Genomic DNA, 24,712 nt, shown 5'->3' with positions numbered 1-24,712 from the left:
TTAGTCCTCCTCCATGATCACATGGCGGAACGCGCCGCCCTCGTAGATACCATAGCTGTGCGTGCCGTCCTTAGGGATGCTCACGCTGCCGGGATTGAAGAGCCACAGACCCGGGTGTGCGGTGCTTTCCTCGTTGACCTTGACGTGCGTGTGGCCGTAGACGAGCGCGGAGCCCTCGGGCAGCGCGGGCGCGTGGTCGACGCTGTTGTGCATGCCGGCGCCAAAGACGTGGCCGTGCGTCAGGAACAGCTCGCGGCCGACCTCGTCGAACAGTGCGGAGTAGTCGGCCATGACGGGAAAGTCGAGAACCATCTGGTCGACCTCGGCGTCGCAGTTGCCGCGCACCGCGATAATGCGGTCGGCCAGGGCGTTGAGCAGCGGAATCACGCGCTTGGGAGCGTAGTCGCGCGGCAGGTCGTTGCGCGGACCATGATAAAGCAGGTCGCCCAGCAGGACGATGCGGTCGGGCTGCTCGGCTTCGATGGCGGCGCAGAAGCGCTCGGTCCAATATGCCGAGCCGTGGATGTCAGAAGCGATGAGGTATTTCATGGAGGTCCTTTCGGGGTGGGGTTGACGTGGCCGGGCGCGGAATGTCGCCACCAGCCGCGTTATTCAAATCGCAGTGCCGCGCTCTGGGCCGCCTGCATCACGCGTTGGAGCGGCACATTGTGCTCACGGGCAAGGCGGGCGCAGTCTTCGTACTCGGGCGCCGCACGCTCACTGCCGTCGGGTAGGGTGGCCACCTTGATGGACACCTCGCCCCACGGCGTCGTTACGCGCTCAAAGTAGCGCGGCAGGCAAACGCGCTCCATAACCTGGCGGCGGATGCCATTGGTCGTGGTTTCCAAAAAGATGATCGTCTGCAGGCGCTCGATATCCTCGTGGGTGCAGATTACCTGCAACTGCCAGCCAGGGCGGCCTTTCTTGCAATAGAGGGGCAGCCAGTGCACCTCGCGCGCGCCGGCCTCGCGCAGGCGGTCGGCGGCGTAGGCGAGCACCTCGGGCGACGCGTCGTCGATGTCGCACTCCAGCTTGACGATGGTTTCGGGCGCATCGGTCTCGCGGGACAGCGGAGATGTAGTTCCACGTTGCATACGGTCCGGCTCCTTTCCGCACGGGCTCGTTTTATTCACCCAAACGCTAGCACATCGCGAGCGGCGCAAGTGTGGCGGCGCGCGATGAGCGCGATTTTCCTTGTCTGCAAGAACCGACACTCCACCGCCTCGGCCAAACATGTACATCAGCCTCCAAACATGTCATTTTTTGTCAGTTTTGGAGGCTGAGGTACATGATTCGAAGCAAGGCCGATGTCGCGAGCCCGCCCTTATGCGCTGCCCGTCCTTTCCAGTCGATTTCGGCCCACGGCGCGCACATCGCACTGGGGGCCGCGCCGTTACAATGGAGCAGATTCGCTTGACGTAAAGGAGCCGCCATGCCTGCTTGCCCGCTGGTCGATTGCCATACTCACACCTCGTTTTCGGACGGACACGCCTCGTTTGAAGACAACGTCCGCGCCGCTGCTGCGGCCGGTTGCCGCACCATGGTCTCGACCGATCACCTTACCCTGCCTGCCAGCATGGATGCCACCTGCGAGGTGCAGGTTGTCGAGGGCGACCTGCCGGCGCATCGTCTGGCTTTTGAGGATGCCCGCAAGCTTGCCGCGCAGATTGCGCCGGAGCTCGAGCTTGTCTATGGCTTTGAGTGCGATTGGTACGAAGGCTGCGAGCCTTTGGTTGAGCGCTGGTCCCGGGGCGCCGTCGTACGCCTGGGCAGCGTGCATTGGATTGGTAACCCGGGCAATATCATGGCAGGCGCTGCGGGCACGACGGGGACAGAGGGCGTCGCACGCCCCGATACGCCCGACTCACGCTGCGGCTGGATCGACGACGACACCAACCTGCACGTTTGGGAAAACTTAGGTGTGCGCGGCGTGTGGGAGCGCTACGTCGATGAATGGTGCCGCGCCTGCGAAAGCTCGCTCAACTTTGATGTGATGGCTCACCCCGACCTGGTCATGCGCTTTTCGAAGGAAGGCTTTGCGCCCGATTTTGACCCCGCACCGTTTTGGCAGCAGATGGCCGAGTGTGCGCACGATACGGGCCGCCGCGTTGAGGTCTCGACCGCCGCACCGCGCAAGGGGCTCGACGACTACTATCCCGCGACCGGCCTTTTGCGCTGCTTTGCCCATGCTGAGGCGCCCATTACCTTTGGCTCGGATGCGCACCGCGCCTGTGATATTTGCTGGAATATCCGCGAGGCCCAAGCCCATGCCTACGACTGCGGCTACCGAACCTTCGACATCCCCCACCCCACCGGCGAATGGGAGTCCATACCCCTCGCCTAGCCATCCCTTCATAAGTTGCGGTGAAATAGCTCCTGTTTATAGCCCTAAGACCGTCAAACAAAAACTATTCCACCGCAACTTCTATGGTCATCGGGGACGTTCTTTAACGACTAGTTGCGGCGGGCGTTGAGTTCGCCGGCCAGCTCGTCGAGGGTAATGCCGTAGCGCTCAAGCGTCACGAGCAGGTGGTAGACCAGGTCGCCAGCCTCGTAGCGAATGTGATCATGGTCGTTATCCTTGCAGGCCATGATCACCTCGCTCGCCTCCTCGGCAAGCTTCTTGAGCAGCTCATCCTCCACATCGGTCAGCAGTCGAGCGGTATAGCTTTCCTGCGGCGACGCATCGCGACGACCGTGAATCACCTCGGCCAGCCCCGTTAGCGTCTCGCCGATATTTCCATCCTGAACATTTGCGGTACGCACACCCATGGTTCAATCCTTTCTGGTCGGCCAAGCGCCTGGTCGAGCGCCCGCCCTACGCGAGTTTCTTAAAGAAGCAGGTACGGTTGCCGGTATGGCAGGCCGGACCCGGCGAGTCAACCTTGACCAGCAGCGTATCGCTATCGCAGTCGGCCCAGAGTTCGCGAACCTCCTGCATGTTGCCGCTCGTCGCGCCCTTGTTCCAGAGCTCCTGGCGACTGCGGCTCCAAAACCACGTGGTGCCGGTCTTGAGCGTCAGCCCCACCGACTCCTCGTTCATCCAGGCAACCATGAGCACCTCGCCGGTGTCATACTGCTGAACCACACAAGGAATCAGCCCGCGGGCGTCGTATTTAAGATCTGCTGGAGTAGTAATTTCTCTCATTTCAATTCCCCAATTTAAACATCGCCGGTCGGCGAGGGTTGTCCAGGTGCCCGAGATTCCGAGCGACAAGCCCGACGACGCGTACTTAAGTACGCGAGGAGGGTTGGAGCCGGAAGGTCGGGTGCCTGGGCAAGCCGCAGCGCTAGAAGTCCAACCTGACAGGGATGCCTTGAGAGGCCATATACTCCTTCACCTGGCGAATGCTGAAGGTTCCAAAGTGAAAGACGCTCGCCGCCAGCACGGCGTCGGCCTCGCCCTCGATCACGCCCTCGGCAAAATGCTCGAGCGTGCCCACGCCGCCGCTCGCGATGACGGGGATTGGCACCGCGCGGGCCACGGCGCGGGTGAGCGCCAAATCAAAGCCGGCCTTGGTGCCGTCGCGGTCCATGCTGGTGAGCAAGATCTCGCCGGCGCCGCGACGAGCCGCCTCCTCGGCCCACGCCACCGCGTCGATGCCCGTGGCGTTGCGACCTCCTGCGGTAAAGACCTCCCACTTGTCGGCACCGGATGCGCCGGGCAAGCCGACGCGCTTGGCATCGATCGCAACGACCACGGCCTGGCTGCCAAACGCCGCGGCAGCCTGGCTAATCAGAGACGGATCGCGCACGGCCGCCGAGTTGAGCGACACCTTGTCGGCACCGGCGGCAACCATGGTGCGCATGCCCGCCAGGTCGCGAAAGCCGCCGCCCACGGTATAGGGAATGGCGAGCTCCTCGGCCGCATGCGCTGCCATCTCGATGGTCGTCGCGCGGTTGTCGCTCGTGGCGGTAATGTCCAAAAATACGACCTCGTCAGCACCCTCGCGGTCGTAGACGCGGGCCAGTTCCACCGGATCGCCCGCATCGCGCAAGCTCACAAAGTTAACTCCCTTGACCACGCGGCCGTCCTTGACGTCCAGACAGGGAATTACGCGCTTGGTAAGCATGGGCTACTCCTCCCCTCGGGCGGCGGCCAGCGCCTGGGCCAGTGTAAAGTTGCCCTCGTAGAGCGCACGGCCGGTAATGGCGCCTTCAATCGCGCCCTCACCCACCGCGGCCAGTGCGCGGATGTCGTCGAGCGTCGAGATGCCGCCCGAAGCCACGACGGGAAAGCCCGCGACCTCGGCCACATGGCGATACGCCGCCACATCGATACCCGTCTGCATGCCATCGCGCGCGATGTCGGTATACACCAGATGCTTAAAGCCCAGCTCGGAAAGCTGCGCCACGGCATCGTCGAGCGCCACACCTGCGCCGTCGCGCCAGCCGTTCACCTTGACCTGACCGTCGCGCGCGGCGATGTCTGCCACCAGCAACTCGCCAAAGCCTTGGGCTGCCACTTCGGCAAAACCCGGCTCGGTCACCAGCACGGTGCCCAGCGCGATACGGCATGCGCCGTAGCCTGCCAACTCGTCGATGCGCGCAAGCGAGCGGACGCCGCCGCCCACGTCCACGGACAGACCGTCGACGCCGCAGATGGCCTTAATCGCCGCCGAGTTGGCAGCGCGTGCGCCCTCGTCCTCGCCAAAGGCAGCGGACAGGTCGACGACGTGCACCCAGCTCGCGCCCTGTTCGGCAAACGTGCGGGCAACGGCCACGGGATCGTCGGAATATACCTTGCAGCGACTGCGGTCACCGCGCTCCAGGCGCACGACCTTGCCGCCGATCAGATCGATTGCGGGAAACAGGATCATCGGCCAACCTCCTCGACGATACTCACAAAGTTCTTAAGGATGCGCTGACCCAGCGCGGAGGATTTCTCGGGATGGAACTGGCAGCCCCACACGTTGCCATGGCGAACGATGCACGGGAAGCTCCGCGTATAGTGTGTGCGCGCCAGCACATCGGCGGCATCGGCGTCGTCAGCCACCGCGTAGCTGTGGGTGAAGTACATGTTGGCACCCTCGGCAAAACCGGCAAGCAGCGGATCGGCCGCACCAGCGGGCGTCATGTGCACCTGGTCCCAGCCCACGTGCGGCACCTTCAGGCGGCTCGACTCCAAGCGCGTGCACGAACCGCGCATAATGCCCAGGCCATCGACCCAGGGACCGCCAGCCTGCTCGGGGGCGCTGCCGTCGGCGAGGGCGCCCTCGTCCGCAGGCACGCCCTCGTTGCCGCGCTCAAAAAATAGCTGAAGGCCCAGGCAGATGCCGAACAGCGGGGTTCCGGCGGCAACGGCGTCGAGCACCGCGTCCGCCTCGCCGCTCTGGCGCATAAAGGCGATCGCGTCATAGAACGCACCCACGCCCGGGATGACCAGGCCGTCGGCGCGGCGGATCTGCTCCGGATCGTCCGACGTGCAGGCGGCGGCACCGGCGCGCACAAGCCCGCGCACGACGCTCGACAAGTTGCCCTTGTGGTAGTCGACCACCACGATCTTCGGTTCGCCCACGCGACCCTCCTTTTTCCCATTCAAAACCTGCCAAAAAGGGACAGGTTTATTTTGGTCGGTTAAACGTTCATCCACCGTATGAGACAGCATTTCCGCAGATAAAACCTGCCAAAATAAACCTGTCCCTTTTTGGCAGGCTACAGCGAGCCCTTGGTGCTGGGGATGCCCTGCACGCGGGGATCGAGCTCGCAGGCGTGGCGCATCGTGCGGCCCACGGCCTTAAAGGCGGCCTCGATAATGTGATGCGAGTTGCCGCCTGCGAGCTCGCGCACGTGCAGCGTGAGCTTGGCATCGCGCGCAAAGGCATAGAAGAACTCGACGGCCAGCTCGGTATCGAAGCTGCCCACACGTTCGGTCGGCACGGGCAGCTCGCAGTAGGCCTGGCCGCGACCCGAAATGTCCACGGCGGCCATCACGAGCGTCTCGTCCATGGCAATCGCCGCGTCTGCAAAGCGCGTAATACCCGCCTTGTCGCCCAGTGCTTGGCAAAACGCCTCACCCAGCACAATGCCCGTGTCCTCGACGGTATGGTGCGCGTCGACCTCCACGTCGCCTACTGCATGCACCGTCAAATCAAACAGGCCATGGCGGCCAAAGGCGTTGAGCATGTGGTCGAAAAACGGCACTCCGGTCGAGATATCGCACACGCCGCATCCGTCCAGGTCGAGTTTGACAACAATGTCGGTCTCCCCCGTCTTGCGGGTCACCTCGGCATAACGGCTCATCTACATCTCCTCCTTCACCAGCGCGGCAAACGCAGCCAGCACCTCATCGTTTTCCTGCGGGGTGCCCACGGTAATGCGCAGACAGTCCGCAAGCCCCGGCGCGTAGCTAAAGTCGCGCACCAAAATCGAATACTCGTCGCGCAGGCGCTCACGCACGCGCGTAGCATGCGGCGTGCGCACGAGCACAAAGTTCGCCGCACTCGGCCATGCCTCCACGGGCAGACCCCCGGCAGCCATTGCGCGCAGGGCACACAGTTCGCGCTCGCGCTCGGATGCGACCTGTGCCACCACGGGCGCATACGCATCGCGGGCGCGCACGCAGGCAAGCGCCGCCGCCTGGCTCAGCACGTTGACCGAATAGATCTGGCGAATCGCCGCGAACACGTCGATGACCTCGGGCGCCGCAATCACATAGCCCAGACGCGTGCCGGCGGCGCCAAACGCCTTGGACAGCGTATGCAGGATCACCAGGTTGGGATGCTCGGCGATAAGTCCCTGCGCTGTGGTGGCCGCGCCAAACGAAGCGTCGGCGAACTCAACGTAGGCCTCGTCGACCATCACCATGCCGGGGCACGCATCGCACAGGGCCGCGACAAAGTCGAGCGGTGCCACGTCACCCGTGGGGTTATTGGGCGAGGTCACAATGGCCAAGTTGCACTCGGGCGCCGCCGCGAGCACGGCAGCCTGGTCGAGCTCAAAGGTCGCCGGGTCGCGCCACACGTCGCACACCTCGGTCTGACAGAGCGACGCAAAGAACGCATACTCGCTAAAACACGGCGGGCAGTTGAGCAGGGTCCGCCCCGCGCCGCCAAACGCCAGCAGGTAGTTATAGAGCAGCTCGTCGCCGCCGTTGCCCACGCAGACATTCTCGCGCGCCACACCATGCCAAGCGGCAAGCTCGTCGCGCAGGTCGTTCGACATGGGATCGGGGTAGCGGTTGAGCGGCGTGGCAGCCAGGGCGGAGTCGACCGCCTCGCGCACGCCAGCCGGCACGGGATAGGTGTTCTCGTTGGCCGAAAGGTTGATGCGCGTGGGCGTAAAGTTGGGATTGTAGGGCTCAATGCCAGCCAAGTAGGGCTGGACGAGCTCCTTCATGCGAGACGTCAGCTCGGCCATATTAGGCCTCCTCGCCGGTCGCGCCAGCGCCATCCGCGCTTGCAGCCGCTAGGTCCACACCCTCGGCGACCGTCGCCACGGCGTCGCCCGGCCAGGCGACCTTGGTCAGGTCGGCCGCGGCCAGAGACTCAGCACTCACGGCACCCTCGCCCTGCTCCAGCACACGGCGACGCAGCGCGGCGGAAAGCGCGTGCGCCCACAGGCCCTCGGCCTCGGCCAGGCGCTGCGTCGCGGGAGCGTCCGAGAGCAGGCCCTCGGGCGTATAGCAAATGACGCTCGAGCGCTTGACGAATTCTTCGACCGAAAGCGGGTTGGAGAACATGGCCGTGCCACCGGTCGGCAGCGTGTGGTTGGGGCCGGCAACATAATCGCCAAGCGGCTCGGAGCTCCAAGCGCCCACAAAGATGGCGCCGGCGTTGCGAATGCCGCCGAGCAGGCCCATCGCATCCTTGCAGTGCAGCTCCAGGTGCTCGGGCGCCACGGTGTTCACCGCCTCGACGGCAGCAGCCATATCGGCGGCCACCACGATGGTGCCCTCGTTGTCGAGCGAGGCGCGCGTGATCTCGGCACGCGGGGACTGTGCCACCAAAATGTCGATACCCGCCTCGACCTCGCGCGCAAACTGCTCGTCGCAGGTCACCAGATAGCAGGCTGCTAGCGGATCGTGCTCGGCCTGGGCCATCAGGTCGGCCGCGACCACCATGGGCTTGGCCGTGGCATCTGCCAGCACGCAGACCTCGGAGGGGCCGGCGACCATGTCGATGCCCACGTCGCCCGAGACAATCTGCTTGGCCGCGGCAACAAAGGCGTTGCCCGGACCGGTGATTTTGTCGACGCGCGGAATGGTCTCGGTACCGTACGCCAGCGCGGCCACGGCCTGGGCGCCGCCCACCATATAGATCTCGTCCACGCCGCCAAGCTTTGCCGCCGCGAGCGTGTAGGGACTGATCAGGCCGTCCTTTTGCGGCGGGGTCACCATGACCACGCGCTCGACGCCGGCCACCTTGGCGGGAATGGCATTCATGAGCACCGTGGAGGGATACTGCGCGCGACCGCCCGGCACGTAGATGCCGGCCGCCGCAAGCGGGGTCACCTTAACGCCGAGCATGGTGCCATCTGCACGCGTGGTAAACCAGCTCTGCTCGACCTCGCGCTGGTGGAACTCGCGAATCTGGCGCGCAGCCTTCTCGAGCGCCGCGACAAAGGCCGGATCGAGGCCTTCGAGCGCGGCATCGATCTGCTCTTGCGGCAGACGGAAGCTCTGCAGCTCAACACCGTCAAAACGCTGACAGTAGTCGCGCACCGCGGCATCGCCGTTGGCGCGCACGTTGGCCACGATATCGCGGGCGGCGTCGACGATGTTTTGCGGCAGCACGCCCTTACGGTTGAGCTGGTTGGTAACGAGGCGCTCACCGGGAGCAAGCTTGATAGTCTTCATATCGGTATCCCCTATCGGTCGAGGTTGTGTTCGAAAAACGAGAGGCCGGGCGGCGGCGCCCATCGGCCCGCAGCCCAGACGTTGGGGCGCCCGTGCGTGCTCGCGCTATTGTGCCGAGCCCGCAACGGGCTCAAAATGCTTGTCCTTAACGGCCGCCGCCAAGCGATCTGCCAGATTGCGTACGCGCGGATCTAAGCGAGCGGCACCCGGGTTGACGAAGAAGCGCGCCGTGCAGTCCATTATGCGGCCGGTGATGACCAAATCGTTGTCGCGCAGCGTGGCACCCGTGGCGGTAATATCCACGATACGGTCGGTCATGCCGACGATTGGGCCCAGCTCGATGTTGCCGTGCAGCGAAACGATATCGGCGTTCACACCGCGCTCGGCATACCAGGCACTCGCGATGCGCGGATACTTGGTTGCCACGCGAAGCGACCCGCGGCGAGCATAGTTGCGCTCGGCCTGACCGGCGCGCCACGCGGGCTCTGCCTCGATAAAGGTGCACAGGCCATAGCCCAGATCGACCAGCTGCAGTAGGTTGAGGTCGGCCTCGATGAGCGAGTCCCAGCCACAGATGCCGCAATCGGCGCCACCGCAGCCCACAAAGGCGGGCGCATCGCTGGGACGCACGATGACAAACTCGATATCGCCAACCGCGCCCTCGCCGGCACGCGTGTCGCGACCGCGCACGATGAGGTGACGACCGGGGTCGCGCAGCTCAGAGACGTCCAAGCCCGCTGCCTCGAGCACATCGAGCGTGTCGGCCTTAAGCGAGCCCTTGGGCACGGCGATGCGCAGCGGACCCTCGGCGCCACGGCCCACGGCATGGTCGCCATCGGAGGCGGCGTCCTCGGCCGAGGTGCGCGCGGCCTCCAGGCGCTCGAGCGAAAAGGCGAAACCCGCCGCCGGCACCTCGATGCCGTTGCCGAACGCTCCGGTAAAGATGGAGTCGTAGCGACCGCCCGAGCCCACCGGATCGGGCAAGCCGCCGGCATAGGCCTTAAAGACCAGACCCGTGTAGTAATCGAAAGAGTTCATAATGGAGAAATCGAACGACAGCACCTGGGCGTCCTCGGGAGCCAGGCCCTCAACCAGGGCTCGCAGCTCGCGTGTGAGCGGCGCGACGATACCGGCCGCCGCCAGCAACGCATCCACGCGGTCGAGCACCTCGGCGCCGCCATGCAGGCGCGGCAGCTCGCTAATGGCGGCCTTGACGGCATCGGACTCGGCGCTTGCCGCCACGCGGGCATCGAGGCCCACAAAGTCGTTGGCGTGCACGCAGCGCAGGGCCTCGGCGGCCAGCTCGCGATCCTCGCACGCCGCGAGCAGCTCCTTAAACGGACGCACGCTACCTGCGATAATGCGCGCATCGGGCAGTGCGAGCTTACGCACGGCCTCGGCGACCAACGAGACAATCTCGACATCGCCCGCGGTATCGCCCGCGCCGATGAGCTCAAAGCCCAGCTGGGTAAACTGACGCGAGCCGCCGGCATTGCGCTGGCACTCGCGGACCACCGGCGCCTCGTAGCGCAGGCGAAGCGGCAGGTCGGCCGCGCGCATACGGGTCGAGACCAGGCGCACGATGGGCAGCGTGTTGTCGGGGCGAACCACCAGCAGGCGGCCATCGTCGTCAAAAAGCTTGAACGGCGTGTCCGCGATACGGCCGCCCTCCTCGAGCGAACCCTTATCCTCGAGCAGCGGCGTCTCGACCGGAAAATAATGATGCTCCCTAAAGCAGCCCTTCACCGTCAGCGCAATCTCCTCGCGCGCCTGAGCCTCCTCGGGCAATATGTCCCGGAATCCCCACGGTGTGGCCGTCATCTGGTGAGCCTCCTCATGTTGTACTTCATATAGAACAGAAGACCGGCATAGCTCCGCCGGTCTTCTGGGTACTTTAGCATACTAGAGTGTTTGCGGGGAGAACCGTCCCCCTCGGCTCACAGCGTATTCATTTGGAAACAATGGAGGAGGCACATCCCGCCCGCCAGCCAAAAACTGGGATGCGGTTTCCGGTTGAGACTTCTGGCGGAAACTGCGCCCCGAAATTACAGTCCAGAACGGGATGCGGTTTCCGGTTGAGGTCTTCAGCGGAAAGTGCGTCCCGGAATTTGGGCTTGGAATGGGATGTACTTTCCGGATAGGACCGCATACGGAAAGTACATCCCATTCTGGAGGCTCATTCCGGGACAGGCTTTCCGGTTGGGCTTCAAGCGGAAAGTCTGTCCCATTTCTCAGAGAGCGCCAAACTAAAATTCGCCAAACGCCAGCTCGGCGCCCTGTCCCACTTAGGCGCCAATCGCACGACGATACTCTGCCATTACCTGCGCATCGGCAGCTGCGGGGTCGGCAAAATAGCGCCAGTCATAGGTCTCGGCCGAAACAACTCCGCGATAGCCGCGCGCCACCAGCCTATCCAGGTCGGCGCGCATATCGCGGTCGCCGTCACCCCAGGCAAGATGCGTCGTGCCGTCTGCCGCAACATCGACAAAATGCACGTGGGCGACATCATCGCCAAGCAGATCGAAATAATCGTCGATGGTATCCCCTGCCACCGCCATAGCGCCCAAATCCAGACACGCCTTAAGTGCCGGATGATCAACTGCCTCGATCATGCGCTTCGTGTCGGCCGCCGAGTTCACGATCATCGACTCAACCGGCTGTAGGGCCTCGAGCACCAGTCGCACGCCGCGCTCTCCCGCATGCTCGCCAATCGCACGCAGCATCGAGGCGCTGCGACCCCACGCGTCCTCGATCGGCTCGTTCAAAAATGCCCAGCCGCTCGAGACCATGACCTGCTCGGCTCCAAGTTCCGTCGCGATATCCACAACGTTCTTAAAGTACGCGAGCGTGCGGGCGCGCGCCTCATTCCCGCGCGCCGCGATATTCCACGGCTTGGGGTTGTTCTGTTCGGGACAAAGCCCCACAATCCGAACCCCATACCGCTGTGATAGCTCCCGCACCTGCTCGAGCGAATCGTATCCATGGCAATCGACATACAGATGCATCGCCCCGGTCCAAAGCTCGCAACACGTGTAGCCCGAGGCCGCTGCCGAAGAAAAGAACTCCTCAAGGTCAAAATAACGATGGCTGATATTCATGGCGGCAAGCTGGGGATAGCTCATAATTACTCTCCAACCCAAGCGAGGCCCCGTTCCATATAGGAGCGAGGCCCAATTACACAAACGTTATTTGCTCTTAGTAGTCGAACTGGTGATAGTAGCGACGGTAGTTGAGGTTGTGCTTGGTGACCGTCTCGTAGTAAGCGGCAAGGCGATCGGTGATCAGCGAGGAGAGGATCCACGGGGACACGATGACGCGGAACTCGTCGTCAAGGCCGGGGATCGCGAACTCGGCGGTGTCGATGACGTTGATGTCGGTGTCGCCGGTCACGCCGCGGGTCAGGAAGGCGCGGACGCGCTCGTCGAGCTTGCGGTTCTCGTCCTCGCCCATGAACAGGAAGACCGGGACGCCGGGCTCCACGAGCTCGAGGGTGCCGTGGAAGAAGTCGGCCGAGGTGATGTAGCGGGTGCGCTTCCACTGCATCTCCTCGAGGATGCACATCGAGAAGAGGATGGTCTCGCCCCACAGGGCGCCGGAGCCGATGAACATGGTGTAGGGGGCCAGGGCGTACTTCTTGGCGAGCTCCTCGGCGCGCGGCTCGAAGCGCTTGCGGATATCGAGCATGTCCTTCCAGATGTCCTTGGTCTGCTCGATAAACAGGTCGAACTTGGGGAAGCAGCCGCGGCGGTTGAGCAGGCGCAGGCCGAAGCAGTCGGCGAGGTAGTAGCCCATCTCGCAGCCGCCGTTACCATGATCGGAAGCCATCTTGACGCAGTTCTCGGCACCCACAGCCTGGCCGATGGGGCCCTCGGGCTTGGTCATGGCGTAGACGCGCACGCCCATGCCCTTCATCTTCTTGACGGCCTCGAGGACCTCGGGGGTGGTTCCGGACTCGGAGGCGGTGAGCACGACGGACTTCTCGGTCATGCGCTTGTGGCCGGAGACGTTCCACTCGGCGGCGTGGATCAGGTAGACCTCGAGGTCGCGGTCGCCGAACTTGTTCATGAGGTACTCGAGCTGCATGAGCTCGTCCCAGGTGCCGCCGACGCCCATCAGGAACACGGCGTCGTAGCCCTCGTCGGCGACCTTGTCGGCGAGCGCGGTCATCTTCTTGCCGGTCTCGTAGAGCGCCTTGCCGTCCTCGAGGTAGCCCTCCTGGTCGAAATGCATGATCTCGATCTTCTCGGTTTCCTTCATGGCTTTTCCTTTCTGTCCTGCACGCAACTCTATACATCGCGTTTATTTTCGATACCAATTATAGACATACACCTAACGTGTTTTTAATACCACTTATCAATCTGTTCCAATCATCGGTGAACGGTCGAAATTCTCTGGTGAGTGGTATTAAATTAGAATTGAATGTATAGCTAACGCCTCTGTCGCCTCCCTTGTGTGACAAAGAACAGCGTTCCTACCAGCGCAATAATGGTCGATGCCCCAAACAGTACCGTCTGGACACCCAAAGCCTCCGCCAAAAACGGAGCCGCCAGCAGCGGCAGCACGCCGGCGCTCATCAGGCCAAAACGCACAAAGCCGGTAATGCGCCCCAGGTATTTGATGTCAGCGCGCTCCTGAATCAAGATCATCTGCAGCGGTTCCAGGAATCCCCAGGCCAGACCGTTAATCGCCTGACCGATAATCGCGACCCCCAGCATATCGGTGCCCACGTACACCATGGACCCAATGCCCACGGCCATGAGCGCGCCGAGCAGCAATCGCAGGTTGACATGGCGGGCAGAAAGCTTGGTCAGGATGAACGCGCCCACCGAGGAAGTGAGGCCCACGACCGAGGACAGCCAGCCCAGCCAGACGATATCCACGTTGAGCACATCGCGATAGAACAACGACTCCAGCGAATCGAACGCGCCAAACGCAAAGAAGCCCAGAAAGCCCGAGATAAAGATAAGGCGCAGGTCGTGGTCGCGAAACGTAAGTCGCGCGCCCTCGGCCATGCCGCCCAGAATGCCGCCCTTCGGCTTCTCCCCTTTTGCGGGAGCAACACACTCGTGACAGCCCAAGGAGAGCACGGCCGCCACACCCATCATGCCCGCCATGAGCAGATAGACCGATTGCGTGGCAAAACAGCTCACGATGGCACCACCGAGCAGCGGGCCAGCGGTATAGGCGATATTGCTGTAGAACACCATGAGACCGTTCACGCGGGTACGGCCCTCGGTGGTCGACTCCAGGTATCCCGGAAACGCATGCGTACAGGTGTTGATAAAGCCGCCCGCAAGCCCCAAGACGCACGCGGCAAACACAAGCCCGTGGACAGACAACGGCGCCAACCCCACGCCAAGCGATAGCACCGCCGTAATCATGCACGTCACAAACGACGTCCGGCGCGGTCCAAAGCGGTCGATGACCGAGCCCGACACCATATTGCCCGCCGACGTCATAAGATTGCGTACGAGCGTAATGGCAGCAACCAAAAAGGCCGTGCCAGCCAAATCATACGTCGCCGCGCCGATAAGCCCTAAAAAGTACACCGCGTTGTTGGCGCACCATTGCAGGGACTCAATAAGAATCAGCCTGACCTCTGCCGGCGTCAGGCGCATTGCTTCGCGATCCCTCGCGAACATACGAACTCCTTCTATACAAAAAGGGGATGGAGGGCATAGGCCCGCTCCATCCCCTTACCAGTTTGCAATGACAGTCTATGCAGCCGGGCCCTTACGCCAGCACGCCGAAGAACGCGCCGACGATGCCCACGGCCATGGTGGCCACGATCAGCACCATGGGGTTGATCTTCTTGGACAGCAGCCAGTAGTACAGCCAGAAGGCGATCATGCCGAGCATGCCGGGCATGATGCCGTCCAAGATGTCCTGGAGGGTCTGGGCGTCGTCGCCCGAGCCGATGGCCACCGGGATGCTGGCCCAGAACATGTCCTTGCACATGGCGCCAACGACCATGACGCCCACGATTCCCACGCAGGTCATGATCTTCTGCATGAGGCCGGTCCTCTGGGCCTCGTCCAGGAAGCCCACGCCCAGCTCGTAGCCCTTGACGGCGCCCCAGATGCGCAGCGCGAAGCCGGGGACGTTGTAGATGAGCAGGAAGGCGATGGGGCCGAAGGGGTTGCCGGCCTGGCACAGGCTGATGCCCACCGCGGCGGCGACCACGCGCAGCGTCGACAGGAAGATGGAGTCGCCGATGCCGGACAGCGGACCCATGAGGGCGGCCTTGACGTCGTTGACGCTCTCGGGCTCGATCTCGCCGCGGGCGACCTTCTCCTCCATGGCCATCGCGATGCCGCCGACGAACGGGGCGAACTGGACGGTGATGTTGAAGAACGCGCAGTGGCGGTGCAGGGCCTCGGCGTAGTCGTCGGGGCGGCCGGCGTAGATCTTCTTGAGCATGTTGGCGACCATCAGGCAGAAGGCGATGTTCATCTGCTTGTAGTAGGTCCAGGAGAACTCCATGCCCAGGGCGCCGGTGTTGACGGCGCTCTTGATGAGGTCGGAGCGCGTGATCTTGTTCTCGGGACTAGAAGTCATCGTCCTCATCCCCTTCCGCGGAGAGCTGGGGCTGGGCTCCGCCCAGGCCGAGCAGGTCGAACTTGTCGATGCCGATGATGATGGCGATCAGGGCGACGCCCAGGACGGGCACGTTGGCGTAGGAGCACAGCAGGAAGCCCAGGAAGTAGAAGGGCACGAGCTGCTTGGTGAGCACCAGGCGGCCGAGCATGGCGAAGCCCATGGCAGGCAGGATGTTGGCGGCAACGCCGCAACCGTCGATGATGAAGGGCGGGATGAAGTCGAGCAGGCCCTGGATGGCGTCGGAACCCAAATAGAAGGCGCCGCCGCACAGCAGGAAGTACTCGACGCAGCCCCAGATTCCAATTCCCCAATGAACAGCGTAGATGCCTTTGAGGTTTCCCTTGAGGGCGAACTTGTCTGCCATATCGACAAACACAGGGAACAAGGCATTGGTAATGTTGCCGATCGTCAGTGCAAGGACGGCGATGGGCATGGCGAGCGCGATGGCCGTCTCGGTACCCTGACCGAGCTGAATGGCAAACGCGCAGGCGAGCACGCCGCCGACGGTTTCGTTAGGCGGCACGTAGGCGCCGATGGAGATGGAGCCCATGAACAGCAACTCCAGGCTGGCGCCAACGGCAAGGCCAGTCTGCAGGTCCCCCAGCACCAGGCCCACGAGCGGGCACAGGACGATGGGGCGGAACGCGTAGAGGGTACCGAGCTGGTAGTCGAGGCATCCAAACGCTCCGACTAAGCCGACGAGTATTGCTTGGACAAGCATAATTCCTCCCAATAAGGAATCTCGAACCGTCGTCACTCCCGTCGCGCGCGTTGTTGATATCAATTCCGGGAGTTCGATTCCACGGCTCGAAGCGTACCTGGTGTGCTGCTAACACCCATGCCAGGCACAAATGATTTGATACCAATTATAGGTATGCAGGTTCTTACTATTTAATACCACTCGCTCAACGGAGAGTTTTTTACCGTAAACGGCAGACGTATCCCGTCAGGCGCGCTCTTTGTTTCGATGGAGGACAAGCGTCACCAGAAAGCCATCGCCAAAGGCATCGGATGCCAAGTTGGCCACAATCACCAAAACGATAATCGCTGCGCCCAAAAGCTCGTTCCAGCGAAAGACCTCGCCAAAGAGGAGCGCCGACCAGCAGGGAGCGAGCACGACCTCACTCATGCAAACCAAGTTGGCCGCAAACGCGTTGGTGCGCGCAATCCCCTTGGCATACAGCACACTCGCAAGGCCGCTGCAAAAAAGGCCATGCACCAGCATAAGCCCCCACTCAAAGGGTTTCACGGAGCCTAGGTCGTCGGCAAAATAGACGATCGGAAGTATCGAGATGCCGCAGGAGATGAGCGAGGACACCATGGGCAACGCATCGGGGCGAGAGTTTAAAAAGAAACACAGCCCAAAGGTGGCGCCCGAAATGACGGCAAGCAGGTTGCCGAGCATGCCCTCGGCACTCAAATCACCTAAAAAGAAAAGTCCCATACCCGTAAAAGCAACCACCACGGAGGCAATCTTCGCAGGCGAGGGCAACGTGCGAGTTGCGAGCGATTGATACACGATAACGAAAATCATCGAGGTGTACTGCAGAACGATCGCGTTGCCGACCGTCGTGAGCTGGTTGGCAAAGTTAAACGTAGTGCCCGTCACGAAGTTGCAGACGGCCACAAGGACAATAAGACGGCTGACGCGGAGGACAGGCCTGCCGACGAGCAGGATAAAGAGCGCCATAAATATTGCCGTAACGGCACCGATCAAAAGAGCTGACTGCGAATTGGCGCGAACGAGGATGCCAATAAAACTCCACAAGAGCGCCGTGCCAAATAGATACATCGCCCCGCTCACGCCATTATCGGGTGGATTGTCAGATCGAATCACGAAGCACCTCCAGCTAGCTTTCGGTAATAAAAAACGGCGACCGCAATGGGTCGCCGTTTCCCTTGGGGGCAGAATAGAACGTAGGAACCTACGCCAGCACGCCGAAGAACGCGCCGACGATGCCCACGGCCATGGTGGCCACGATCAGCACCATGGGGTTGATCTTCTTGGACAGCAGCCAGTAGTACAGCCAGAAGGCGATCATGCCGAGCATGCCGGGCATGATGCCGTCCAAGATGTCCTGGAGGGTCTGGGCGTCGTCGCCCGAGCCGATGGCCACCGGGATGCTGGCCCAGAACATGTCCTTGCACATGGCGCCAACGACCATGACGCCCACGATTCCCACGCAGGTCATGATCTTCTGCATGAGGCCGGTCCTCTGGGCCTCGTCCAGGAAGCCCACGCCCAGCTCGTAGCCCTTGACGGCGCCCCAGATGCGCAGCGCGAAGCCGGGGACGTTGTAGATGAGCAGGAAGGCGATGGGGCCGAAGGGGTTGCCGGCCTGGCACAGGCTGATGCCCACCGCGGCGGCGACCACGCGCAGCGTCGACAGGAAGATGGAGTCGCCGATGCCGGACAGCGGACCCATGAGGGCGGCCTTGACGTCGTTGACGCTCTCGGGCTCGATCTCGCCGCGGGCGACCTTCTCCTCCATGGCCATCGCGATGCCGCCGACGAACGGGGCGAACTGGACGGTGATGTTGAAGAACGCGCAGTGGCGGTGCAGGGCCTCGGCGTAGTCGTCGGGGCGGCCGGCGTAGATCTTCTTGAGCATGTTGGCGACCATCAGGCAGAAGGCGATGTTCATCTGCTTGTAGTAGGTCCAGGAGAACTCCATGCCCAGGGCGCCGGTGTTGACGGCGCTCTTGATGAGGTCGGAGCGCGTGATCTTGTTCTCGGGACTAGAAGTCATCGTCCTCATCCCCTTCCGCGGAGAGCTGGGGCTGGGCTCCGCCCAGGCCGAGCAGGTCGAACTTGTCGATGCCGATGATGATGGCGATCAGGGCGACGCCCAGGACGGGCACGTTGGCGTAGGAGCACAGCAGGAAGCCCAGGAAGTAGAAGGGCACGAGCTGCTTGGTGAGCACCAGGCGGCCGAGCATGGCGAAGCCCATGGCAGGCAGGATGTTGGCGGCAACGCCAAAGCCAGCAAGGACAAAGTCGGGGATAAAGTCGAGCACGCCCTGGATAGCGTCAGCACCCAGATAGAACGACAGCGAGCACAACAGGAACGCCATGATGATACCGGTGGAACCGATCAGGAAGTGCATCGCATAGACGCCCTTAAGGTTGCCCTGGGCAGAGAAAACATCGGCGCGGTCAACCAAAATCGGCAGGGCGGCGTTGAGGATGTTCTTGATGGCAAGGCACAGCGTGGCGATGGGCATAGCGAGCGCGATGGCTGCCTCGGTGCTCTGGCCCAGCTGGATAGCGAAGGCACAGGCGAGCACGCCGCCGATCGTCTCATCGGGCGGCACGTAGGCACCGATGGAGATTGAGCCCATGAACAGCAGCTCCAGGCTCGCACCGATCGCGAGGCCGGACTGCAGGTCCCCCAGCACCAGGCCCACGAGCGGGCACAGGACGATGGGGCGGAACGCATAGAGCGTACCGAGCTGGTAGTCGAACTTACCAAACGCGGCGATAAGTCCGATGAGGATTGCTTGGACAAGCATACATCCCCCTTTCCTAATAGGACACTACGAAGAACCCGCAGGCTCTTCGAAATTAAACGCCTAGAGCACGCTGGCGCAGTCGACCTTGGGGTCGTCGGCCAGAGGACGAATCTCGACCTCGACGCCGCGGCTCAGCATCTCGCGCACATCGGCTTCCTCGGCCGCAGTCAGGAAGATCTGACGAGAGACCTGACGAGCATCGGGGCGCTTCTCGTCCTTGGGCTTGGTGTTGCCCAGGTTGACCGACTTGATCTGCGGGCAGCCCTCAACAAGCTGCTTTGCCTCAGCGATGGTGGCGACGCAGATAATCATCTTGTATTTGTCAGTCACACCCGAGTTAATGGCCTCGATGGCATTCGCCATATCCTTGATGACGAGCTTGCAGCCGGCAGGCTTTCCCATCTTGAGCGTCGTCTTCCACACCGGGTCGTTAGCGACCTTATCGCCCACGCAGAAGATGCAGTTGGAGCCGAGGCCCTGAACCCAAGAGACCGCGACCTGGCCATGAAGCAGGCGATGGTCGACACGAAGTAGCTGAATCATAATGTGACCCCCCAAAGGTCTTGTGCCGTCTTACGGCGTGTCAGTAGGTGCTGCGGATTAGAACTCTTCTTCCTCGTCGTCATCGACCAAAAGATCGTTGACAAACTTCACGCGCGTATCGTCCGCAGCGACGATGGTGCGAATCGTCTCTTCAACCGGCGCCGACTCGTCAGAGAACAGCAGCTGAATGAGCAGAGGAAGGTTCATGTTGGTAACGAGGTACGTGCGGGGACGCGTCTGGACGATCTTGGTGAACTCGTTGTTGACGCTGCCGCCAAAGAGGTCGGTGCACACGACGACATCATCGTCGTCAGCCATGCCTGCCAGCAGTTTTTGGGCCTCCTCGGCCACGTCCATGCGGTCATCGACGAACATCGAAAGATCGTGGACGTTGTCGCGAGCGCCCGAGAGCAGCTCGATGCTCTCCTTGATGCCGGTAGCGAAGTGCGCATGGCTGGCGATGATGTACTGTCTCATTCTGTGTTCCTCTCAATAGCCCGGCGCGTTCCCGCACCCGTTTTCTTTAGTAGTCGAACTGGTGATAGTAGCGACGATACTTGAGGTTGTGCTTGGTGACCGTCTCGTAGTAGCGAGCCAGGCGGTCGGTAACGAGCACCGTCAGAATCCACGGGGACACGATGACGCGGAACTCGTCGTCAAGGCCGGGGATCGCGAACTCGGCGGTGTCGATGACGTTGATGTCGGTGTCGCCGGTCACGCCGCGGGTCAGGAAGGCGCGGACGCGCTCGTCGAGCTTGCGGTTCTCGTCCTCGCCCATGAACAGGAAGACCGGGACGCCGGGCTCCACGAGCTCGAGGGTGCCGTGGAAGAAGTCGGCCGAGGTGATGTAGCGGGTGCGCTTCCACTGCATCTCCTCGAGGATGCACATCGAGAAGAGGATGGTCTCGCCCCACAGGGCGCCGGAGCCGATGAACATGGTGTAGGGGGCCAGGGCGTACTTCTTGGCGAGCTCCTCGGCGCGCGGCTCGAAGCGCTTGCGGATATCGAGCATGTCCTTCCAGATGTCCTTGGTCTGCTCGATAAACAGGTCGAACTTGGGGAAGCAGCCGCGGCGGTTGAGCAGGCGCAGGCCGAAGCAGTCGGCGAGGTAGTAGCCCTTCTCGCAGCCGCCCGAACCATGGTCGGAAGCCATGGTGACGCAGTTCTCGGCACCCACAGCCTGGCCGATGGGGCCCTCGGGCTTGGTCATGGCGTAGACGCGCACGCCCATGTCCTTCATCTTCTTGACGGCCTCGAGGACCTCGGGGGTGGTGCCGGACTCGGAGGCGGTGAGCACGACGGACTTCTCAGTCATGCGCTTGTGGCCGGAGACGTTCCACTCGGCGGCGTGGATCAGGTAGACCTCGAGGTCGCGGTCGCCGAACTTGTTCATGAGGTACTCGAGCTGCATGAGCTCGTCCCAGGTGCCGCCGACGCCCATCAGGAACACGGCGTCGTAGCCCTCGTCGGCGACCTTGTCGGCGAGCGCGGTCATCTTCTTGCCGGTCTCGTAGAGCGCCTTGCCGTCCTCGAGGTAGCCCTCCTGGTCGAAATGCATGATCTCGATCTTCTCGGTTTCCTTCATTTGTCTCTCCTTTCTGGGGTTGTCTTCACATCCCCCATGCCAACGGGCATCAAAACCCGCTTACATTCCGTAACACTCAGCCGCTTTGGCCTTAAGCGCATTGACTGACTCTTCGTAGCCCTCTGCCTTGACCTCCATTTGCTTGGAGACGGCATCGAGATACGGGTGCACGTCCCATGACTTCAGACGCTCGGCGATCATTGCCGCAATCGTCTGGAAGAACACAAGATTGGGAGTTGCGCTGAGCAGCGGAGCCACCTGAGGCACCACAACCTCGTGAGCCTTACCCTTGGGATGGGCCGTGAGCAGCACCGTTTTTGCCGTAACGTTCGATAGCGCATCGGCGATATTCGCAAGACGCTCCGACCCCTGCGGATCGTCGACGATAAACACCAGATAGCCCGGAACAATCTGCATCTCGGGACCGTGGACGAACTCCTCGCCTTCGTGGTGCATGGCAGGAATCTTGATGGTCTCGCTCAGCTTGAGCGCCGCCTCCTCGGCAACACCGTAGTTGGGTCCGTTGCCGACGACCATGGCGGGCGTGTGCTCAGAAAGATCGAGCATGTGGTCTTGGACATATGCCTCGGCGGTCTTGCACATCACGGCATTGGCATGGATAGCCTCGCGCAGGTCGTCAAGACGCTGGGCAACGCCCTTGGCGTCAATCGTTCCGCGCGCCTGACCGCCGTAAATACCAAAGAGCACCAGGTACTCAACGAGAACCTCAACGCCCAGAGTCACAAAGTCCACCGACTCGACGCCCACACCGTAGTCAAGAACGATGTCAGTGTGCTCCTTGATGGGTGCCTCGACGTTTGCCGTGAGCGCAACTGCAGCCATATCGTGTGCGCACATGTAATCGAGCGCCGCAATCGTATTGGTTGAATAGCCGCTCTGCGAGACGGCGATGTTGAGCGCATGCTGTGGATAGGTGTGTTCAAAATCGACGAAGGCCTCGGGCGTCACAACGGACACCTGCATCTGCAGCGCATCTTGCAGGTAATCGCGGGCGCAATCCGCAGCATGGCGCGACGAACCCGAAGCAACGATGCGCAGCGCGTCAAAAGAACCGGACTGGAAAATATCAACGAGCTGCGCTACCAGCTCAGACGAACGCTCGAGGTTCTCTCCCATACGCACATGGGCAAGCTGAACGTAATCGAGCATCTTCATCGTCTCACCTCGTAACAAATCATTAGTATTTGATACCAATCACAGTTACAGGTTACGGCTTTTTGATACCTCTTTGTCGATTAATTTATCCCCTTCGGCGAACGGTCGATTTTGAGCTATGTAAGGTTGTATATACAGTCGGTCAAATTGCCCAAACAGACCGGCTGTTACCGCGCGCGATGCAAAGCCCCAGCTAGTACGTATAGGTGTAGCCGCCCGCATCGCCACGATTGAAGGACTTTACATACTCGATAGCCTGACCGCTCGCGTCATAGCTCACGCATTCCAAAAGCAAAACAAGATCCCCTTGTTCCAAGCCAAGCAAGCCCGCGTCGCGTGCGCCCACCGCCTCGATATCGAGCTTCTCCTGAGCCATGACCGGCTTTCGGCCTAGCATCTCATAGGTCTCGTACAAGCTGAAGACCGACACGTCAATATCTTCGATTGTGGGAAACAGCCGGCACGGGATGAACGCCATCTCAATCGATACGGGATCGCCGTTGACGCAGTTCAAACGCCGAATCGAATACAACAAATCGTCCTCGGCAATGCCAAACAGGTTGGCATAATATGGGCCCGCATAACGCTTGGAACGCGCGAGGATACGGACGGACGGCTCGCCGCCCGAAGCACGAACCGACTCGCGAAAGCCTCCTGTTCGCTCGTAGGCAACGGGTACTTTCTGCGCCACAAACGCGCCCTTTCCGCGGACGCGTCGAATCTGCCCGCGCCGAACCAGCTCATCGACAGCGCTTCGGATGGTCAAGCGTGTCGTACCAAATTCCTCGGCGAGGTCTTTTTCGGACGGAATCATGGAACCCGTGGGATATATACCGCGCTCGATACATTCCTCGATGCGGCGTCGAATGCGCATATAAACCGGGGTGGCATCTACTGTTTCAGCCATTGTTCACCTGCCACGCTTCTCATTCCGTTCTTTTCGCCGTTATCGGCAAAGCGAAACTTTGTGGGCAAAATCACCGATTTGCAATGCTCCACAAAACGCATGTCCTTATCAAATTCGATCGTGCTCTCATAGAACACCGGCGTTCCCTCTTCTTGCTGGAGCAACTCGGCCTCTTCGGCGTTCAAACGCGAGATGGAGATATGCTCACGTCCATGCTCAACACGCACGCCACCTTCTTTGAGCAAGACATCGTAAAGGCTCTCGCACTCAAAATCGTGCTCGGTAAGCGATGGGCACAGGGACAGGTTAACGTGAGCCGTCTCGATTGACGCCGGCTCGCCCTCAATAAGTCGAACGCGCTGCATGCGGAGCAAAGGAGCGCCTACAGACACCCCAAGCTTGTCGGCAAGCGCCTCATCCGCCTCGATGGTCCCGGTGGAAACCAGACGAGAAGAGGGGTGCAGGCCGGCAGTCCGCACAGCATCGGAGAAGTTATACGTTTCCTGGAAGATGTTCAGCGGCTTGGGAGGACACACATACGTACCCGATCCGCGACGGCTCTCGAGCGTTCCACAAGAGATGAGCCGCGTGATACCGGCGCGCAACGCTGTACGCGAAACGCCGATCTCTTCGCACAGCACGCGCTCGGCCGGCAGGCGATCGCCGCCGGCAAGCTGGTGGTGCTGGATATACCAAAGAATTCCCTCAACAGCACGATCTTTGGGGGGAATTGCATAAGATTCGCCTGCCATTGCACAGACTCCTCATTCAGAAACGTATGCCGCCAAAATTAGACCAGCCCTCCCATGGCATCAAATTCGGCCTTGATCTTCTCGGCAACATTCCGATACGACTTATATAGACTTGAATCGCGTTTGACTTCGTCGGTCATAACGGGAATCTCTAATTTGGAAACCTCGTCTTTTCCCGTCTGAACCGCCACAACAACGCCCATACCAAGACACATATTACGCTTGGCAGCGTTTATTTTCGCTGCCTTGGCAGGATTTGCCAGGATACGCTGGGCAAATTCCTGTTTTGAGACCACTTCCTCGGCCTCCGGATCGCCCGCCTCGGCCACTTCGCACTGCAAAACGTCCGCATAGTCAAAAATCTTCGGCTCGCCGCCGCGCTGATGCACGGCCCACTTGCGACGCGTGGCATCCTGGTAGATAGCCGGCAAAAACGTAAACCGCGGCGGGTCCAAAATCGTATCCGTGATGGTAAACACATCGGGATCAAAGGCATCCTGCGGGTTTTTCTTCTTGAACAGCCCCATATCAGCCTCCCGTACTAGTATTAAACAACTCAAGTTGAATATAGCACCAATTTCAAGCCGCCGCTTTACTGCATCGGTGCGTGGTGTCTATGGCTCGCCCATCGGAAAAGTTCACGGACGAGGACGAGGGCGGGGCCGGGGTGCTTGGTTTTGGAAGTGGGCTCCGCGAACTTCTCAAAACAAAGCATGCCTCCCCGGCCCCGGCAATGTAATTTTGGCTAACCATAGTTAGATGCACGGCTTCTAAGGCAGCGTAAGCAAGGTCCCCATTACATAAAAAAGAATCAGCCCCCGCATATCGAAACGGTCGAG

General features: G+C 61.4%; 27 protein-coding genes. 1 reads left to right on the top strand and 26 read right to left on the bottom strand.

What is annotated here, in order from left to right; all coding sequences use genetic code 11:
• A complete protein-coding gene (yfcE, locus tag ACTNBY_RS00215; RefSeq protein WP_441062956.1) occupies positions 1–549 on the bottom strand; it encodes a phosphodiesterase in 549 nt (182 codons plus the stop codon).
• Between the two features lie 59 nt (positions 550–608).
• The gene (gene larC, locus ACTNBY_RS00210; protein WP_441062955.1) at positions 609–1,094 is read right to left on the bottom strand and encodes a nickel insertion protein; all 486 of its coding nucleotides are present in this window, start codon (positions 1,092–1,094) and stop codon (positions 609–611) included.
• A gap of 338 nt (positions 1,095–1,432) precedes the next feature.
• Between larC and ACTNBY_RS00205 the strand changes: the two genes are divergently transcribed.
• The gene (locus ACTNBY_RS00205) at positions 1,433–2,344 is read left to right on the top strand and encodes a PHP domain-containing protein (protein WP_441062954.1); all 912 of its coding nucleotides are present in this window, start codon (positions 1,433–1,435) and stop codon (positions 2,342–2,344) included.
• Positions 2,345–2,454: 110 nt separating this feature from the next.
• On the opposite strand, the gene hisE is transcribed toward ACTNBY_RS00205, so the two are convergent.
• From hisE to ACTNBY_RS00085, 24 genes are all read right to left on the bottom strand, one after another.
• Positions 2,455–2,772: a phosphoribosyl-ATP diphosphatase gene (hisE, locus tag ACTNBY_RS00200; protein ID WP_441062953.1), complete on the bottom strand. Its 318-nt coding sequence runs from the start codon at positions 2,770–2,772 to the stop codon at positions 2,455–2,457.
• Between the two features lie 46 nt (positions 2,773–2,818).
• Complete coding sequence (gene hisI, locus ACTNBY_RS00195) at positions 2,819–3,148, bottom strand: phosphoribosyl-AMP cyclohydrolase (protein ID WP_441062952.1); 330 nt, start codon at positions 3,146–3,148, stop codon at positions 2,819–2,821.
• 142 nt (positions 3,149–3,290) lie between these two features.
• Entirely contained in the window at positions 3,291–4,073 is a 783-nt protein-coding gene (hisF, locus tag ACTNBY_RS00190; protein ID WP_441062951.1) for an imidazole glycerol phosphate synthase subunit HisF, read from the bottom strand.
• A gap of 3 nt (positions 4,074–4,076) precedes the next feature.
• Complete coding sequence (locus ACTNBY_RS00185) at positions 4,077–4,820, bottom strand: HisA/HisF-related TIM barrel protein (RefSeq protein WP_427718862.1); 744 nt, start codon at positions 4,818–4,820, stop codon at positions 4,077–4,079.
• Positions 4,817–5,518 carry an imidazole glycerol phosphate synthase subunit HisH gene (locus tag ACTNBY_RS00180; RefSeq protein WP_441062950.1) on the bottom strand — a complete coding sequence of 234 codons (702 nt, stop codon included), beginning with the start codon at positions 5,516–5,518 and terminating at the stop codon, positions 4,817–4,819. Before ACTNBY_RS00180 ends, ACTNBY_RS00185 begins: the two co-directional genes overlap by 4 nt.
• Before the next feature lie 137 nt (positions 5,519–5,655).
• Positions 5,656–6,243: an imidazoleglycerol-phosphate dehydratase HisB gene (gene hisB, locus ACTNBY_RS00175; protein ID WP_427795451.1), complete on the bottom strand. Its 588-nt coding sequence runs from the start codon at positions 6,241–6,243 to the stop codon at positions 5,656–5,658.
• On the bottom strand, positions 6,244–7,359 hold the full coding sequence (gene hisC, locus ACTNBY_RS00170) for a histidinol-phosphate transaminase (protein WP_441062949.1): 1,116 nt from the start codon (positions 7,357–7,359) through the stop codon (positions 6,244–6,246).
• Between the two features lies 1 nt (position 7,360).
• Positions 7,361–8,797, bottom strand: a complete 1,437-nt coding sequence (gene hisD, locus ACTNBY_RS00165; RefSeq protein ID WP_152067999.1) for a histidinol dehydrogenase — start codon at positions 8,795–8,797, stop codon at positions 7,361–7,363.
• A gap of 105 nt (positions 8,798–8,902) precedes the next feature.
• Complete coding sequence (hisG, locus tag ACTNBY_RS00160) at positions 8,903–10,618, bottom strand: ATP phosphoribosyltransferase (protein ID WP_441062948.1); 1,716 nt, start codon at positions 10,616–10,618, stop codon at positions 8,903–8,905.
• 464 nt (positions 10,619–11,082) lie between these two features.
• The gene (locus ACTNBY_RS00155; RefSeq protein ID WP_441062947.1) at positions 11,083–11,919 is read right to left on the bottom strand and encodes a sugar phosphate isomerase/epimerase family protein; all 837 of its coding nucleotides are present in this window, start codon (positions 11,917–11,919) and stop codon (positions 11,083–11,085) included.
• Positions 11,920–11,992: 73 nt separating this feature from the next.
• Positions 11,993–13,054: an SIS domain-containing protein gene (locus ACTNBY_RS00150; RefSeq protein WP_441062946.1), complete on the bottom strand. Its 1,062-nt coding sequence runs from the start codon at positions 13,052–13,054 to the stop codon at positions 11,993–11,995.
• Between the two features lie 170 nt (positions 13,055–13,224).
• Positions 13,225–14,439, bottom strand: coding sequence for an MFS transporter (locus tag ACTNBY_RS00145; RefSeq protein WP_441055343.1), 1,215 nt, complete (start codon positions 14,437–14,439; stop codon positions 13,225–13,227).
• Positions 14,440–14,530: 91 nt separating this feature from the next.
• A complete protein-coding gene (locus ACTNBY_RS00140; protein WP_427794524.1) occupies positions 14,531–15,364 on the bottom strand; it encodes a PTS system mannose/fructose/sorbose family transporter subunit IID in 834 nt (277 codons plus the stop codon).
• The gene (locus ACTNBY_RS00135) at positions 15,345–16,118 is read right to left on the bottom strand and encodes a PTS mannose/fructose/sorbose/N-acetylgalactosamine transporter subunit IIC (RefSeq protein WP_035137735.1); all 774 of its coding nucleotides are present in this window, start codon (positions 16,116–16,118) and stop codon (positions 15,345–15,347) included. The genes ACTNBY_RS00140 and ACTNBY_RS00135 overlap by 20 nt, the downstream gene beginning before the upstream one ends.
• Positions 16,119–16,343: 225 nt before the next feature.
• Positions 16,344–17,087 carry a DMT family transporter gene (locus ACTNBY_RS00130; RefSeq protein ID WP_441062945.1) on the bottom strand — a complete coding sequence of 248 codons (744 nt, stop codon included), beginning with the start codon at positions 17,085–17,087 and terminating at the stop codon, positions 16,344–16,346.
• 235 nt (positions 17,088–17,322) lie between these two features.
• Entirely contained in the window at positions 17,323–18,156 is an 834-nt protein-coding gene (locus tag ACTNBY_RS00125; RefSeq protein ID WP_427794524.1) for a PTS system mannose/fructose/sorbose family transporter subunit IID, read from the bottom strand.
• Positions 18,137–18,910 (bottom strand): PTS mannose/fructose/sorbose/N-acetylgalactosamine transporter subunit IIC, encoded by a 774-nt coding sequence (locus tag ACTNBY_RS00120; RefSeq protein WP_441062944.1) that lies wholly within the window; start codon positions 18,908–18,910, stop codon positions 18,137–18,139. The genes ACTNBY_RS00125 and ACTNBY_RS00120 overlap by 20 nt, the downstream gene beginning before the upstream one ends.
• 60 nt (positions 18,911–18,970) lie before the next feature.
• A complete protein-coding gene (locus ACTNBY_RS00115; protein ID WP_427719850.1) occupies positions 18,971–19,453 on the bottom strand; it encodes a PTS sugar transporter subunit IIB in 483 nt (160 codons plus the stop codon).
• A gap of 57 nt (positions 19,454–19,510) precedes the next feature.
• The gene (locus tag ACTNBY_RS00110) at positions 19,511–19,930 is read right to left on the bottom strand and encodes a PTS sugar transporter subunit IIA (protein ID WP_441062943.1); all 420 of its coding nucleotides are present in this window, start codon (positions 19,928–19,930) and stop codon (positions 19,511–19,513) included.
• A 46-nt stretch (positions 19,931–19,976) separates the two neighbouring features.
• Entirely contained in the window at positions 19,977–21,038 is a 1,062-nt protein-coding gene (locus ACTNBY_RS00105; protein ID WP_441062942.1) for an SIS domain-containing protein, read from the bottom strand.
• Between the two features lie 60 nt (positions 21,039–21,098).
• Positions 21,099–22,214, bottom strand: a complete 1,116-nt coding sequence (locus tag ACTNBY_RS00100; RefSeq protein WP_441062941.1) for an SIS domain-containing protein — start codon at positions 22,212–22,214, stop codon at positions 21,099–21,101.
• 193 nt (positions 22,215–22,407) lie between these two features.
• Positions 22,408–23,121, bottom strand: coding sequence for a GntR family transcriptional regulator (locus ACTNBY_RS00095; protein WP_441062940.1), 714 nt, complete (start codon positions 23,119–23,121; stop codon positions 22,408–22,410).
• Positions 23,106–23,873 (bottom strand): GntR family transcriptional regulator, encoded by a 768-nt coding sequence (locus ACTNBY_RS00090; RefSeq protein ID WP_427719866.1) that lies wholly within the window; start codon positions 23,871–23,873, stop codon positions 23,106–23,108. The genes ACTNBY_RS00095 and ACTNBY_RS00090 overlap by 16 nt, the downstream gene beginning before the upstream one ends.
• A 38-nt stretch (positions 23,874–23,911) precedes the next feature.
• Positions 23,912–24,400: a hypothetical protein gene (locus ACTNBY_RS00085; RefSeq protein ID WP_138374554.1), complete on the bottom strand. Its 489-nt coding sequence runs from the start codon at positions 24,398–24,400 to the stop codon at positions 23,912–23,914.
• Between the last annotated feature and the right edge of the window lie 312 nt (positions 24,401–24,712).

Origin of the sequence: Collinsella sp. HCP28S3_E12 (genome assembly GCF_052065595.1) — a bacterium.
GTDB lineage: Bacteria > Actinomycetota > Coriobacteriia > Coriobacteriales > Coriobacteriaceae > Collinsella.
This window is presented reverse-complemented; position numbering and strand designations above follow the sequence as displayed.